At 74.6% G+C, this 15034-nt stretch carries 12 protein-coding genes and 1 tRNA gene; 5 read left to right on the top strand and 8 right to left on the bottom strand.

Annotated elements, in window-relative coordinates:
* Window positions 1-73: 73 nt before the first annotated feature.
* Both ABEE00_RS04950 and ABEE00_RS04955 read left to right on the top strand, forming a co-directional pair.
* Window positions 74-982 (top strand): RNA polymerase sigma-70 factor, encoded by a 909-nt coding sequence (locus tag ABEE00_RS04950; RefSeq protein ID WP_345743981.1) that lies wholly within the window; start codon window positions 74-76, stop codon window positions 980-982.
* The gene (locus tag ABEE00_RS04955) at window positions 970-1440 is read left to right on the top strand and encodes an SRPBCC family protein (RefSeq protein ID WP_345743982.1); all 471 of its coding nucleotides are present in this window, start codon (window positions 970-972) and stop codon (window positions 1438-1440) included. The genes ABEE00_RS04950 and ABEE00_RS04955 overlap by 13 nt, the downstream gene beginning before the upstream one ends.
* An 80-nt stretch (window positions 1441-1520) precedes the next feature.
* Here the strand turns inward: ABEE00_RS04955 and ABEE00_RS04960 are convergent, their stop codons facing one another.
* Window positions 1521-2516, bottom strand: coding sequence for an alpha/beta hydrolase (locus tag ABEE00_RS04960; protein ID WP_345743983.1), 996 nt, complete (start codon window positions 2514-2516; stop codon window positions 1521-1523).
* 176 nt (window positions 2517-2692) lie between these two features.
* On the opposite strand from ABEE00_RS04960, the gene ABEE00_RS04965 reads away from it, so the two are divergent.
* Window positions 2693-5629 carry an AfsR/SARP family transcriptional regulator gene (locus ABEE00_RS04965; RefSeq protein ID WP_345743984.1) on the top strand — a complete coding sequence of 979 codons (2937 nt, stop codon included), beginning with the start codon at window positions 2693-2695 and terminating at the stop codon, window positions 5627-5629.
* 25 nt (window positions 5630-5654) lie between these two features.
* Here ABEE00_RS04965 and ABEE00_RS04970 read toward each other — a convergent pair whose 3' ends face one another.
* Window positions 5655-7682 carry a mannosyltransferase YkcB-related protein gene (locus tag ABEE00_RS04970; RefSeq protein ID WP_345743985.1) on the bottom strand — a complete coding sequence of 676 codons (2028 nt, stop codon included), beginning with the start codon at window positions 7680-7682 and terminating at the stop codon, window positions 5655-5657.
* Between the two features lie 195 nt (window positions 7683-7877).
* Between ABEE00_RS04970 and ABEE00_RS04975 the strand changes: the two genes are divergently transcribed.
* Window positions 7878-7951 (top strand) — tRNA-Pro (locus tag ABEE00_RS04975).
* A gap of 34 nt (window positions 7952-7985) precedes the next feature.
* Here the strand turns inward: ABEE00_RS04975 and ABEE00_RS04980 are convergent.
* Complete coding sequence (locus ABEE00_RS04980; protein WP_345743986.1) at window positions 7986-8876, bottom strand: alpha/beta fold hydrolase; 891 nt, start codon at window positions 8874-8876, stop codon at window positions 7986-7988.
* Between the two features lie 132 nt (window positions 8877-9008).
* Between ABEE00_RS04980 and ABEE00_RS04985 the strand changes: the two genes are divergently transcribed.
* Window positions 9009-9893: an AraC family transcriptional regulator gene (locus ABEE00_RS04985; protein WP_345743987.1), complete on the top strand. Its 885-nt coding sequence runs from the start codon at window positions 9009-9011 to the stop codon at window positions 9891-9893.
* Between the two features lie 191 nt (window positions 9894-10084).
* Here ABEE00_RS04985 and ABEE00_RS04990 read toward each other — a convergent pair whose 3' ends face one another.
* From ABEE00_RS04990 to ABEE00_RS05010, 5 genes are all read right to left on the bottom strand, one after another.
* Window positions 10085-10924, bottom strand: coding sequence for a peptidoglycan recognition protein family protein (locus tag ABEE00_RS04990; protein ID WP_345743988.1), 840 nt, complete (start codon window positions 10922-10924; stop codon window positions 10085-10087).
* 136 nt (window positions 10925-11060) lie between these two features.
* Window positions 11061-11969 carry a dioxygenase family protein gene (locus tag ABEE00_RS04995; protein ID WP_345743989.1) on the bottom strand — a complete coding sequence of 303 codons (909 nt, stop codon included), beginning with the start codon at window positions 11967-11969 and terminating at the stop codon, window positions 11061-11063.
* A gap of 98 nt (window positions 11970-12067) precedes the next feature.
* Window positions 12068-12595, bottom strand: coding sequence for a GNAT family N-acetyltransferase (locus ABEE00_RS05000; protein WP_345743990.1), 528 nt, complete (start codon window positions 12593-12595; stop codon window positions 12068-12070).
* 65 nt (window positions 12596-12660) lie between these two features.
* Complete coding sequence (locus tag ABEE00_RS05005) at window positions 12661-13797, bottom strand: NAD(P)/FAD-dependent oxidoreductase (protein WP_345743991.1); 1137 nt, start codon at window positions 13795-13797, stop codon at window positions 12661-12663.
* 143 nt (window positions 13798-13940) lie between these two features.
* On the bottom strand, window positions 13941-14906 hold the full coding sequence (locus tag ABEE00_RS05010; RefSeq protein WP_345743992.1) for a TauD/TfdA dioxygenase family protein: 966 nt from the start codon (window positions 14904-14906) through the stop codon (window positions 13941-13943).
* Window positions 14907-15034: the final 128 nt, after the last annotated feature.

Raw genomic sequence — 15034 nt, forward strand, 5'->3', positions numbered from 1 at the left:
GGGGTGTCCCCATGGGCAGCCGACGTGAGGAGCCCCCTGTGCGTAGCAGTCCGCCGAGAGGCCGTCCGCCGGGATGCCCGCTGTGACGGCCGAGGACGCCTTCACCGAGCACCGGCCGCTGCTGTTCACCATCGCGTACGAGATGCTGAGCAGCGCGGCCGACGCCGAGGACGTGCTGCAGGACAGCTACCTGCGGTGGAGCGCGGTCGACCAGGACGCCGTCGACCACCCGCGTGCCTATCTGGTGCGCACCGTGACCCGGCAGTCCCTCAACCACCTGCGCGCCGCGAAGGCACGTCGCGAGGAGTACGTCGGCACCTGGCTGCCCGAGCCGGTGCGCACCGCCCCCGAGGTGGGCGAGGACGTGGTCCTCGCCGAGTCGGTCTCGATGGCCATGCTGCTCGTGCTGGAGACGCTGAATCCGGTCGAGCGCGCGGTGTTCGTGCTGCACGACGTGTTCGGCTACACCCACCGCGAGGTCGCCGAGTCGCTCGGCAGGAACGAGACCGCCGTCCGGCAGACCGCGCACCGCGCCAGGCGCCACGTACAGGCGCGCCGCCGCCGCTTCGCGCCCGACACGGGGGAGGCGAGGCAGATCGTGGAGCGCTTCCTGCGCGCCGCCTCGACCGGCGAAGTGCAGGAGCTCATGGACCTGCTGGCGCCCGACGCCGTGCAGCTCTCGGACGGCGGGGGCAAGGCCGTCGCCGCCCGGCGCCCGATCACGGGGCGCGAGGAGATCGCCCGCTTCGTACACGGCGTACTGCGCACCACCACCGCCGACACCCGCATCGAGCACGCCACCTACAACGGCATGCCGGCCGCCCGCTTCGTCACCCGCGGGGAACTCGACTGGCTCGTCGCCTTCGAGATCCGCGACGGGCGGATCCACGGGCTGTACGGCGTGCGCAACCCCGACAAGCTGCGCCGCGCCGAGCCGGTGCTGCCCCTGGACAGAGGAGGACGGGCGCCATGGAGACCATGACCGTCGAACGCGTCGTGCACGCCCCCATCGAGGACGTGTTCGCGTGGCTGACCACGACGACCAACTACACGCGCTCGCCCCTCGTCGTGCGCTGCCGCCTCACCCGGCACGGCGAGGGCGCCCCGTACGGGGTCGGCGCCGTGCGCAGCCACCTGTGGCTGATCGGCTGGTTCCGCGAGCGGATCACGCGCTACGAGCCGCCGTACGTGACCGAGTACGCGGTCGAGCGCTGCGTGCCGCCCGCGCGGCACGCGCTGGGCCGCATGACCTTCGAGGAGATCGAGGGCGGTACGCGGGTGTGCTGGATCACCCGCGCGGAGATCCCGTTGCCCCTGGTCGGCGGCTTCCTCACCCGGCGCCTCGCGCGCCCGGTGATCACCCGCACCTTCGGCGCGATCCTGGAGGCGGCGGAGGGCGCGCTCGCCGGGCAGCCCGCGGGGAGCGCGAAGGCGGCGTAGGCGGCAGCGCGCACGCGTCCATGGGCCTCCCCTGTGCACCCATGGACGCGTGCGCGCCGCGGTCTCCTCCGTGCCGGGCGCTACGCCGGGCGCAGCCGCTCCACGATCCCGTCGATGTCGCGGCGCACCATCTCGGCGCGTATCACGTGGCCGCCCGGCTCCTCGTGCCACTCGTGCCGGATGCCGGCCTTGTCGAGCGCGGCGCGGAACTCCTGCTGGCCCCTGAGCACTTCGGTCTCGTTCAGCAGGTCGAAGGGGTCGACCGGGTTGGGGCTCGTCCCGGCGACCAGGAACACGCGCTTGTCGCGGTAGCTCTCGACGTGCTCCATCGGGTTGTCCGCGCTCACCTTGCGCTCGTCCCACGGTTCGCCGTAGATCGTGCCGCCGCCCAGGTCCAGGGCACCTGCGGACACGTTCGCCCAGTGCGCGACCGCGCCCAGGTCACGGCGCAGGCTGGGCGGTCCCGAGTGCGCGCTGACCGAGGCGAAGTGGCCCGGGTACTTGGCCGCGTACTTCAGCGCGCCGAAGCCGCCCATGGAGAAGCCGGACACCGCACGGCCCTCCCGCTCGGCATGCGTACGGAAGGTGGCCTCGATCCACGGGAGGAGCTGGTGCAGGTGGAAGGTCTCCCAATTGCGGGGCCCGGTATTGGAGTTGACCGGGTCGGAGTACCAGCCCGCGTGGCCGCCGTCCGGCATCACCACGATCAGCGGCTTGCCCGCGGTGGCCTGCCGGATGCCCGCGCGGTCCCAGGTCGTGAAGTCCTGGTCGGTGCCGCCGCCGTGGAAGAGGTAGAGGACGGGGTAGGCGCGGCCCGGGTCGTAGCCGTCGGGCAGCAGGACGTTCACAGCCGGATTCCAGCCGACCGCCTCGGTCGCGAACCGGTAGAACCGCATGCGGGGGTCGTCCTCGTTTCGCTCCACGATGCGCAGCCCCGAGCCGTCCTCGGCCGCACCGGCCGGCGACGCCGTCGCGAGGGTGCCGGCGCCGCCCAGCGCCGCGGCCGCCGAGATGCCGCCGACGGCCTTGAGGACGCTTCTGCGGGAAGAGCGGTGCTCGCTCAACTTGGCCTCCATGTCGAGTGGTTGACGAGCCGTACGCGCGCTGCCGGACCCGGTCGGAGCGTGGCGTCCGTGCTGCCCGCATTCGTCCGGGGCAGCCGTGCAGCGTGGGCAAGGCGTGTCTTGCCAAGCGTCGCGTGAGGCGCTGCAATGCAGATGAAAAATCGATGATGCGCGGAGCGGAGGCTTCGGTGGACGGGGGAAATCCACAGCGGCTCCGGATCGCGGTGCTCGGCCCCGTGCGGGCCTGGCGCGGCGCGAGGCCGGTGGATCTGGGACCGCTGCGGCGCCAGGCGGTGCTGACGGCGCTCGTGCTGCACCCGGGCACGCTGATGAGCCAGGACCAACTGCTGGACGCGGTGTGGGGCGACCGCCCTCCGGCGACGGGACGGCGGGTGCTGCCGAGTTACGTCTACCCGCTGCGCAAGGCGCTCGACGCGGCCGGCGGCGGCCGGGCCGGATCGGTGATCCGCAGCGGCCGCGGCGGCTACGGCTTCGCCGCCGACGACGCCGAGCTCGACACCGCCGCGCTCGCGGCCCGCACCGAGGAGGGACGGCGGGCGAAGCTCTCCGGCCAACTGGGCGCGGCACTCGGCCACTTCACCGCCGCGCTCGCCCTCTTCACCGGCGAGCCGCTGGCCGGGCTGCCGGGACCGCTCGCCCGGATCGAGCGGCAACGCCTGGCGGAGCGCCGCCGCGCACTCCAACGGGAGCGCATCGGCTGCCTCGTACGCCTCGGCAGGTCGTCCGAGACCCTGGACGAGCTCGCCGCGCTCTCCGCCGCAGAGCCGTACGACGAGGCGCTGCTCGCGCTGCGGATGCGCGCGCTGTACGGCAGCGAGCGCCAGGCCGAGGCGCTGACGGCCTATCAGGAGATGCGCGGGCGGCTGCGCGACGAGCTGGGCGTCGACCCCGGAGAGGAGCTGCGCCGCGTGCACGAGGCGGTCCTGCGCCGCGACGGCGAACGCCTCCTGGGGCCCGCGGCGCGCACCACGACCGCCACCGCCCCGCCCCGTACCCGCCGCGCCGCGAACGACCTGCCGGGCGACGCGGGCCGGATCATCGGCCGCGAGGCGGAGCTGGCGCGGGTCACCGCCGACTGCGCGCCGGGAGCCGTGTCCGTGGTGACGGTCGACGGCACGGCCGGGGTCGGCAAGACGACACTCGCGGTGCGCGCGGCACACGAGCTGCGCGCGCACTATCCGGACGGCGCCCTGTTCGTGGACCTGCGCGCGCACAGCGCCGAACGGAACGGGCCCACGCCCCACCGCGTCCTGCGGCGCCTGCTGCGCTCCATCGGCGCCGCCGACAGCGAGGTGCCGGAGGGGCTGGACGAACTCACCGCCGCCTGGCGCGCGGCGACCAGTTGGCTGCGGCTGCTCCTGGTGCTGGACGACGCGCTGGAGACCGCGCAGATACGACCGCTGCTGCCCGCGGGCCCCGACAGCAGGGTGCTGGTGACCAGCCGCAGACGCCTGGCCGAGCTGGACGCCGACCGGCGCGTGACCCTCGAACCCCTGCCGGACGGCGCCGCGGTCGCGCTGCTCCGGCACATCGTGGGCGAGGAGCGCGCGGACAGGGAGCCCGAGGCGGCGCGCGTGCTCGCCCGGCTCTGCGACCGGCTGCCGCTGGCCCTGCGCCTGGCCGGCACGCGGCTCCAGACGCGGCCCGCCTGGACGCTCGGCCACCTGGCCGGACGCATGGCCCGCGACGAGCACCGGCTCGACGAACTGCGCGCGGGTGACCGCAGCGTGGAGGCCGCCTTCCGCCTCTCCTACGACCAGCTCGCACCGGAACAGCGGCGCGGCTTCCGCACATTGGGGCTCGCGCCGACCGTCGAGTTCGACCTGCGCACCTCGGCCGCCATGCTGGGCCGCGGGCCCCGGGAGGCCGAGGCGGTCCTGGAGCGCCTGGTCGACACGAGCCTGCTGGCCCAGCCCCGGCCCGGCCGCTACCGGCTGCACGATCTCGTACGGGTCCACGCACGGCGACTGGCCGCGGCCCGCCCCGCCGAGGCGGCCGAGGCGCGCACGGCGGGGCTGCTCCTGTACGTGGACGCGGGCCGGACCACCAGCGACTGGGGACCAGGCGGCTTCCCCACGGGACCGCGGCCGGGGGACGCGCCGTTCAGCGGCTGGAAGGACGCGACGGCCTGGCTGGACGCGGCCAACGGCGAGCTCGCCGAGGTCGTCGGCCACGCGGCCGCCGCGGGCGAGGCCGACCTGGCCTGCTGGATCGCCGAGGCCCTCACCGACCACCTGCTCGGGCGCGGCCGCTACCGCGAGTGCTGCGCGGCACTGGAGACCGCGCTCTCCCTCGCCGACCGGGCCACCGACCGGCGGATGACCCTGACCCTGCGGAGCTGCATGGGCCTCGCCGCATTCCACGGCGGCCGCTACGCGGAGGCGTGCACGTGGTTCGCCGAGGCGCTGCGCCGCAGCCGCGCACGCGGCGACCGGCGCGAAGAGGCCCGCGCCCTCACCGGCCTGGGCCTCGCCTCGCTGTCCATGGGCCGCGGCGAGGAGGCGGTGCCCCGGCTCACCACGGCGGTCGCGCTGGCCGAACGGGCCGGGGACGACTGGGTCGTGGGGATGGGATACGGCGCGCTCGGCTACGTACGCCATGCCCAGGGGCGGAACGCGGAGGCCCTGGAGTGCTTCCACGCGGCACACGAACGGGCCCGCGCCATCGACCGCCCCCGCACCACCAGCAGGGCCCTGACCTGCATCGCCGACATCCACCTCGCCATGGGCCGGCACGCCGAGGCCGCGGTGCTGCTGCGCCGCGCGGCCGCCCTGGTGGAGGAGGCGGGGGACGTCCTCCTGCACGCGCTCACCCTCGCCAGGCTGGGTACGGCGGAGCACGCCGAGGGCGACTTCGCCGCCGCCGAGGCCGCCCAGCACCGGGCCCTCACCCAGCACGGCACGCTCTCCCCGCTCACCGAACCGCACTACGACCGGCTGGAGATGGACATCCGCACCCGCCTGGGCCGCACCTACCGCGCGGTCGGCCGCATCGCGGAGGCACGCGAACAGTTCCGCACCGCGCTCGGCGTGCCCGGGGCCGCGGGCCACGCCAAGGAGCACGCGGAGGCGCTTGAGGGGCTGGGGGAGTGCAGGGCGGCGTGAGGGGCCCGGCACGCGCGGTGCGGGGTCAGCTCACGTCGGTGGGGTCGAGCCGGTAGAGCCGGCTGCCGCCGTTCCCACTGGTGGAGCTGCTGGAGCCGTACGTGTCGGCGTCCACCTCCGTCCCGTGCTGCCGCACCCAACTGGTCAGGTCCGCCTTGGAGTTGCCGCCCGGCCCGCCTCCGCTGCTGAGCTGTACGTAGTGCAGCTTGCCCTCCCGGACGAGCCGCTTGAGCTTGGCGAGCGTCATCGCGTCGTCGCTGCCGGTCCAGCCGCCCATGGAGATCACCGGTTCGCCGCCGGCGAGGATCGCGGAGGAAGCGGCCTGGTCGGTGGACACGGCGAGCAGCCAGGTCGCGCCGTCGCGGTGCTTCTTGAGGTACGCGAGCATCGCGGAGTCGACCCCGCCCATTCCGCCGCCGGGACCGCCCTTGCCCGGGGACTCGGAGCCGCCGGGACTGCTCTTGCCGCCGGGGCCGCCCTTGTGTCCCGGCCCGCCACCACCGGGCGGGCCGCCCATCCCGGCGCCCAAGCCGCCGCCGGTCGTGGGCCCCGCCGTCGGGTTGGTGCCGTTCATGCCGCCGCCCTGGCCCGAGGCGGTCGCCGCCGACACCGCGTACGCGCTCGGCCCCGCGAGCATCGCCACCACCGAGGCGAGCGCCGCGACCGTCATGAGCCGCCGCGTACGCAACGGGTGCCGCGCCCCACCTCGTACGCCGGAACGCGCAGCCAGCAGACCCGCGACCGACGCAGCCGCGAGGACGCCGATCACCGGCATGAGCCACGCGTTCCAGCCGTCCGTGCGGGCCAGGAGCGCGATCGCCCACGCCGCCGTACCGGCGACGGACACCGGGAGCAGCCACGTCCACACGCCGCCGCGCTGCCGGAACGCGCGGAAGAGCGCCACGCCGCCCGCCCCGCACAGCGCCGCGACACCGGGCGCCATGGCCGTCACGTAGTACGGGTGGAAGGTGCCCTCGGACAGGCTGAACACGAGGTGGTGCAGCACGAACCAGCCGCCCCACAGCAGGAGTTGGGCGCGCTGCGGGTCGGTCCGCGGTCGCCGGCCGCGCAGCACCAGCCCCGCGACGAGGGCCACCGCGGCGAACGGGATCAGCCACGAGATCTGTCCGCCCACGATCTCGTTGAACATCCGGCCGATCCCGGCCTCGCCCCCGAAGCCGCCGCCCTGCGCCGTGCCGCCTCCGCCGCCCCCGCCGCTCGCGCCGAAGATCCGGCCGAAGCCGTTGTAGCCGACGACCAGGTCCCACACGGTGTTGTCGGTGCTTCCGCCGATGTACGGGCGGCTTTTCGCGGGGACGCTGTCCACGACCGCCATCCACCAGCCGCTGGAGACGAGCAGGGCCACGGCGGCCACGGCCAGGTCGCGGAGGCGCCGGCCGGTCGTCGTACGGGCCGCGACCACGTACGCGAGGAAGAACGCGGGCAGCACGACGTACGCCTGGAGCATCTTCGTGTGGAACCCGAAGCCGACCGCGACGGCAGCCCCCACCAGCGGCAACAGCGCGCCGGTGCGGATCGCCCTGAGCGTGCCCGCGGCGCCGAGCAGGAGCAGCAGGACCAGGACCGGATCCGGGTTGTTGTCCCGCGTGATGGCCACGGTCATCGGGGTCAGCGCGAGCACCAGCGCCGCGAGGGTTGCGGCGGGGTAGCCGAAGGCGCGGCGCACCATGCGGTACAGCAGCGCCACCGAGCCGACGCCCGCCGCGGCCATCGGCAGCATCATCTGCCACGTACCGAAGCCGAGGATCCGGCAGGACAGCCCCATCACCCACAGCGCGAAGGGCGGCTTGTCCACGGTGATGAAGCTGCCCGCGTCCAACGCCCCGTAGAAGAACGCCTTCCAGGAGTGGGTGCCGCTGTAGACGGCGGCGGTGTAGAAGGAGTTCGCCTGGCCGATGGCCGGGAGGTTCCACAGGTACAGCACCGCGGCGAGGGCGAGGACCGCCCACAGCGCGGGCCGCGCCCAGCGCGGGGCGTGCGGCGGGCCCGTGAGGAGCCGCGCCGGAGCGGAGGTCGGTGAGGGATGTGCCATGGCGGCCAGCCTGGGGAGCGCACCTGTGCGCCGGCTGTGCGGAGCCTGTACGCGGCGTACGAGAGGATCCGCGGGGCGACCGGTGGGGCGAGCGGCGGGGCGAGTGGCGGACCGGCCTGCCTTCATGCCCGGATGCTGAGTTGCCTACCGCCCCTGACCTGCTGATATATTCTTCAGGTCCGCGCAGCCGGGCACCGGGACGTAGCGCAGTTTGGTAGCGCACCTGACTGGGGGTCAGGGGGTCGTGGGTTCAAATCCCGCCGTCCCGACAGCAGCGCCGCGAGGCATCCAGGGCCGGTCCCCTCACGCAGAGGGACCGGCCTTCTGCGTGCGCGGGAGCCCGGCGGCGAAGGCCAGCAGCAGGTCGGCGGTGCGGCGCGGCTCCTCCAGCGGGGGCGAGTGGCCGACGCCGGGAAGCATCTCGATCCGCGCCCCGGGCACGGCGGCGTACTCGGCGGCCGAGGAGGAACGCCACCTCCGGTCCTCCGCGCCGAAGACGACCAGCAGCGGCTTCCCGAGGGCGGCCAGCCGGTCCGGGAGCGGGCGTTGGCGGAGATAGCCGACCGCCGCGCGGGCCGTCGCGGTGACGGCGTGATGCGTCATACCGCGCACGTCGTCGACGACCGCCTGCGGGATCTCGACGTCCCGGGTCACGGCGTTGGCCGCGGCCCGCCGGATCATGCCGTCGGTGCGCAGCGCCCACAACAGCCGCCCGAGGAGGGGGACTTCGAGCAGCCGCCCCAGAGGGCCTTGCGGTATCACGGCGTCGAGACGGGGGCCGGTGTTGAGGAGGGCCAGCGCGGAGACCAGGTCCGGACGCCGCTCGGCGAGCGCGGTGGCCACCGAACCGCCGGTGGAGTGCCCGACCACGAGGGCCTGCCGGACGCCGGCGCGGTCCAGCGCCTCGCCGACCCGGCGCGCCTGCGCGGGGATGCCGTAGTCGGCGCGGGAGGGCGCGGGCGAACGGCCGTGCCCGAGCAGGTCGACGCGGATCACGCGGTGGTCGCGGTCCAGTAAGGGGGCCAGCGCGTCCCAGCTCCGGCCCGAGGCGGTGAAGCCGTGGAGGAGCACGAGTGTGGGGGCGTCGGGCGGGCCTTGCCGGGTGAGGTGCAGCTCTTCGCCGGGAGCTTCGGGGCCAGTGGGCTGAGCGAGGTTCGCTGACTTCGGGTTACGCGTACGAAGGTTCTCGTCCATGGGCCCACGGTGGCGGGCGCCGCCGGTGCGCGTCTTGGACGAATGTCGGGGGCTCCGGGGTTCCGGGGGCCGCCCCGAACTCCCGCATCCCGTACGGGTTCAGCTCCGGGCCCCGGCTCGTACCATGCCGCCATGTGCTCCCAGGCCGAGCGGCCCGCGGCGTACGGACACGCCGCGCCGGGCTTCGTGCTGGAGGTCGTGCCGCCCCCGCGCCCCGCCCGGTTGAACGGCGTGAGCATGGCCGGATTCCGGGACCGGGGGCCGGGGACCCTCGACATGCGGGCCGTCCCGCACCCCTCCGTGACCCTGGCGCTCGACTTCGGCCCCGGCGCGCTCCACGTCGAGGACGCGGCGGGCCGCCGCGGGGCGACCGTTGCCGCGGGGCTGGCCTTCGCCGGCCTGCGGGTGAGCGGCCGCGACCTGCTGGCCGTCCAGGTACGCCTGTCTCCGCTGGTGGCGCGCGCCGTGCTGGGCGCGGGTCCTGCGGAACTCGCGGGCTCCGTCGTCGCGTTGGAGGACATCTGGGGCCGGGAGGCCGCGCTGTTGCGGGAGCGGCTGAGCCATGTGCCCACCTGGGCGGGCCGGTTCGCGATGACGGAGGAGCTTCTGGTCCGGCGGTACGAGGCGGGGCGGGTGCGGCACGTGGTGCCAGCCGAAGTGGCCTGGGCGTGGGGGCGTATCGCGCGGAGCCGAGGCGGCGTACGGGTGGAGGCGCTGGCGACGGAGACGGGCTGGAGCCGCCAGCGGCTGTGGTCCCGGTTCCGCGCGCACATCGGCCTCACCCCACAGCGGGCTGCGCACCTGGTGCGCTTCCACCACGCGGCCCACCGGCTGGCCGCGGGCCGGAGCCCCGGCAGCGTGGCGGCCGAGTCCGGCTACTTCGACCAGTCCCATCTGCACCGCCACGTCCGGTCGTTCACCGGGGTCACCCCGGCGGCGCTGGCCCGTGAACCCTTCCTCGCCGTGGACGACGACGCGTGGCCGGGCCACGCGCCGCCGGTGAGCGGCCGGCGGTGAGCGGCACGCCGCCGATGAATTCCGGGGACGACGACCAGGTCGGGGAGCTGTTCGACATCGCCGGCGGCTGGGACGCCAAGCACCCGGCAGGCGCTCCCGCGGTCGTGGTCACCCACCGCCAAGCTGACCCGCGGTCACCTGCTCCTCGACGACCCGGTGGTGGTGCAGGGGCGCCGGGCGCTGCACTTGGGCTACACGGTCCGGCGCTGAGGCCCCGCGGACTGTCGTGATGCGGGCTGCCGCGCTTCGTGTTGGCGTGATGCGGGCTGTCGTGCTGCGTTTTGGCGCGCCGTGTGGTGCTGGTCCGACGCCGCGCGCAGGCGCTCGGTCTGTGCGCGGAGCCAGGGGAGGCGGGCGTACAGGGCCTTGCCGGGGCAGTCGGTCTCGTACGCGTCGCGGTGGCCCGCGATCACCGGAAGGCGCGCCCACGTTCCCTTGCGGAAGCGGCTCTCGGAGTTGGTGGAGCGCAGCTTCACCGTGCCGCGCGGGTCCGCTCCGGGGGACAGGCGCCAGGCCGCGACCGCGGCGATCGCGCGCAGCATGGGCTCGGGCACCGGGCCGGAGTCGAAATTGCCGAGTGCGGCGATGCCCACGGTGTGCCGGTTGAAGCCCCGGGTGTGCGCGCCGGTCGCGGGGCCCGCCAGGCTTCCTTCGCGGCCCTCGTAGACGCGCCCGCACCGGTCCACCACGAAGTTGTAGCCCACGTCGTCCCAGCCGTTGTCGTGGATGTGGTCGCGCTGGAGCGAGCGCAGCATGCGGGGCGCGTCCGCGCAGTCGTAGTCCGGCTCGTCGTTGGTGTGGTGGAGGAAGGCGGCGCGCACCTCGTCCTGGGCCCGCGCGGCGTGATCGCCCGCGGGCCGCGCCGCGTGCCAACCGGCTCTGGGCACGATGTCGGGCCGCGGCGCGGCGGGCCCGCGCTGCGCCCGCTCCGCGTGCCGCTGCCCGGACGGCGCTCCCGGCGCGCCACAGGACAGCACCATCGTCAGCGGCAGGGCCACGGCGGCGAGGTACCTGCCTATGTGGGGCGTCATGCAGCCACGGTGCGCGGGCCCCGCGACCCGGGACACAAGGGCTGGGCCGAACGGGTGAGTCCCGGCCCTGTGACCTGGGGAAACATGTGATCGCGGCGCCGGTCGCGGCTGGCGGTCGCGGCCGGTCGGCCGAAGGTCACGGGCGGTCGTCGAGGGGTACGAGGCGGATGTCGAAGGTGAAGTCGAGATAGGGGCCGTGCAGGGACCAGCGCTCGGCCTCGGCGGGGTTCGTGCCGTTCGCGCCGGCGCGGTGCGGGGCGACGATCAACGCGTCCTTGACCGCGAAGGCCGCGTCCGAGTCGAGGTAGGGGTCGTCGGCGACGAAGACGTGGGTGGTCAGGGGGCGGTAGCCGGGGGCCTCCACGCGGAGGTGGAAGTGGGCCGGGCGCATCGGGTGGCGGCCGAGTGCGGTGAGGAGTTCGCCGACGGGGCCGTCCGTGGGCACGGGATAGCTGGCGGGGAGCACGCTGCGGAACCAGTACAGCCCATCGTCGTCCGTCGTGAGCAACGCCCGCAAGTTTCCCGGCTGTTGGGCCTGATCCTGGGTGTCGTAGTACCCGGCGTCGTCCGCCTGCCACACGTCGACCACGGCCCCGGGCACCGGAGCGCCCGCGCAGTCGGTGACCCGGCCGTGCACGACGGTCTGCTCGCCGCGTTCCCGCTCGGGGCCCTCGGCGATCCACGCGCCGAGCGGGCGCTCGGGCGCGGGGGAGTGGAAGGGGCCCTCGACGGAGGAGGGCGTGGCCTCGGGCGGGCCCGCGTTGTTGACCTCGTCCACCGCCGAGGTCAGGCCGAGCATGTCGGAGAGCAGGATGAACTCGTCGCGCGTGTCGGTGCAGGCCTGCCCCGTACGGGCCAGGAAGCCGAGTCCGGCCAGCCACTCCCGTTCGGTCGGGCGCACCTCCCGTACGAAGGCGTGCAGGTGCCGCACGGCGGAGCGCATGATCTCCGCCAGCCGCGGGTCCTCGGTGCCGATCCGCGCCTCGACCTCGGCGAGCAGCCGGTCGAGCCCGGCGTCCGCCTCGCTGGGTGCGGCCTGGGTCATGGTGCCTCCAATGACGTGCGGGTGCGTCCGATGTGAGGGTGCGTCGGACGGTGTGCCACACCAGCATGCGGGGTGGCCCGCGCGGCGTCACCGGGTGGTCAGACCGTGGGCAGGGCCCTGCGCAGGAGGTGTTCCCTGCGGCCGTCGGGGAGTACGTCGCCGAGTGGCCCGAGGTCGGCGAAACCGTGCCTGCGGTAGAGCGCGAAGGCGTGCGCGTTGCCGGGCATGACGGCGAGCTCGACCGTGTGGGCGTGCCGGGCGGCGGCCCATTCCAGTACGGAGCGCACCAGTCGGTCGCCCACGCCGTGGCCGCGTGCCGCCGCGCTCACCCACATGGAGATCAGCTCGACGACGCCCTCGTGCGGGCCGGGTACGCCGCTGGCCATGCCCACCGGTTGGCTGTGGCCGCCATTGCCGCCGCCGTCGCTGTCCAGCACGGCGAGGAGGTCGAGCGCGCCGGGGATGCTCAGGCGCGCACGCCAGCGCTCCTCGCGGTCGCCCGCGCCCTGCCAGTCGGCCAGCGTGGACCCGAACGCGTACGGCGCCTCGGCCAGCGCGGCGAGCCGCACCTCCCGCCACCTGCGCCAGTCGTCCGAGGTCAGCGGCACGATCCGCGTTTCGATCATGCGCAGAGGCTGTACGGGGCGGTGGCGGACGGCAACCGGTTTTTCGCGGGGCGCGGCGCCGGGGCTCATGGCAGGAGGCGTGAGGGCCGCGGCCGGTACGGCTCCAGCTCGGGTTGTGGGCGTCCCGTGAGGAGTTCCGCGCTCACCAGGTCGGCCAGCCGCGGGGCCAGGGTCACGCCGCTGTGCGTGACGACGACGTACGGCCCCGATGCGCTGGCGCCCGCAGGCCCGGCCAGCGGCAGTCCGTCCAGCGGCAACGGCCGAACGCACACGCGGCGTTCGAGGACGCGGGCCCGCGCCAGGCCGGGCATCACGGCGCGGGCGCGGTCGAGCAAGGTGTCGGCCCAGCGGTCGAGTTCGCGGTCGGGGGTGTGCAGGTCGACGTGCGCGTCCTCGGCCTCCAGGTGGACGGTGCCGCTCGCGTCCGTGTCGTGCGGGCGCAGATGGACGTGCGGTGTGTGCACGATGCGGGTGAGCGGCGTGGCCGCCGGGCCGACCCGCACCACGAGCGCCGGCGCCTCCGAGCCCCGGGCGCCCGGATCCACGATCGGCACCGGCGTCCCTGCGCACCCGCTCACCTCCGGCGTCCACCGCCCCGCACAGCACACCACCGCGTCGGCACGCACGGGTGCGCCCGCCGCCGTACGGATCGTCCAACCGCCGCCTTCTGCCCGTTCCAGCGCGGTGACGCGGCCGGTTTCGCCCGTACGGAGTTCGCCGCCGCCGGCGCGTACGCGGTCGAGCAGCGCGGTGATCAGCGGCTCGGTGAGCACGTAACCCTCCTGCGGATACCAGGCCACCTCCCGTACGCCGTCGGGGAGCCGCAGCGCGGGTTCGAGCGCGGCGACGCGGTCGGGGCCGACGAGGTGGGCGGGGTAGTCCGCGCTGCTGACCGTTTGGGCGGGCGCGGGCCAGTGGATGTTCCCCACCGGCCGATACCACCGCGCCCCCTCGACCTCCCCGGCCAGCCGCGCCCAGGCGCGGAGCGAGGCGGTGCGCAGCGCGTGATACCCGCGGTCGCCGACACCATGGGAGTTGACCCACGCCAGACTCCACCGAGAGGCGCCGCGGCCCGGCACGTCCCGGTCCAGCAAGGTGACCCCAACGCCGGGACCGGCCCCGACCATCCGATACGCGAGCGAGGCTCCGATCACACCGGCGCCGATGACGGCTATGTGGGTGGGAGCGGGAGGTTGGGGCATGGGGGCTCCTCTCGGCGGTGCGGCGTGTGCCTTCCCGACCGAGTAACTGCCCACTTTGCGGCGCTGGGTGCGCGCGGCGGAGACGCACCGGGCCGGGCGATGCGGGAACGCGGGTCGCCCGGACCGGGTTCGTGCGTCGGGGGTCAGCGCTGCTGGGCCACCTCTCCGTCCGTGGATGCGCCGGAGGCGATGCCGTGTTGGGGCTCGGGGACCGACTCGGGGGAGAGGAGGGTGGAGCGGCGGCCGTCTGTGCCCACCGGGACGTCGCCGTCGATCGTGACGCGGCGGAGGGTGCGCTCGTGTGCGTCGGAGTCGTCCAGGCCGTAGTGCTGGGTGGCCCGGTTGTCCCAGATGGCCACGTCGCCGGCCCGCCACTGCCAGCGCACGGTGTTCTCCAGCCGCTCGACGTGGGACTGCAGCACGTCGATGAGCAGCCGCGAGTCGCGGGCCCGGAAACCGGTGAGCTTCTGCAGGAAGTTGCCCAGGATCAGGGTGCGTTCGCCGGTCTCGGGGTGTACCCGCACCACCGGGTGCTCGGTCTGGAAGGTGGTGGACGTGAACACCTTGCGGTGCTGCTCGCGCGCCGCGCTGGGCGCGTCGGGCCGTACGGCCGCGTAGTCGTAGTCGTTCGTGTGCACCCCGCGGATGCGGTCGGCGAGGACTTTCAGCGGCTCGGGCAGCTCCTCGTACGCGGCGGCCGTGTTGGCCCAGACCGTGTTGCCTCCGTAGGGCGGAATGACCTCGGCGCGCAGGATGGAGAAGGCCGGATAGGCGGGTACGAAGGTGACGTCGGTGTGCCACTGGTTGGCCCGGCCGCCGTGCGCGTTGTCGATGCCGAGCGCGTACCGGCCGTCCACCGAGGGCACGGTGGGGTGCGCGACCGGCGTGCCCAGCAGGCGGCCGAACGCCTCGTGGCTCTCGGCGTCCAGGTGGTGCTGGTCCCGGAAGAAGACGACCTTGTGCTCCAGGATCGCGGCGCGCACGGCGGCCACGGTCGCCGGGTGCAGATCGCCGCCGAGCCGCACGCCGGAGACGACGGCGCCGACACGGCCGCCGACCTTCTCGACGGTCACTCCGGTGGAATCCGCCTTCGCGGGCGCAGTGGTCATGGGAAAGCCTCCTGTGGCAATTGAATGTGCTCGGAGCGGAAGTAATTCGGCGCAGGTGATGGCTTTGGTGGAGCCCGCGCTGCTGCGCTGAGTGTGTGGAGGCCCCGTACGCGGAGAACGCTCGGCGC

This window comes from Streptomyces odontomachicola (genome assembly GCF_039605595.1).
Lineage (GTDB): Bacteria > Actinomycetota > Actinomycetes > Streptomycetales > Streptomycetaceae > Streptomyces.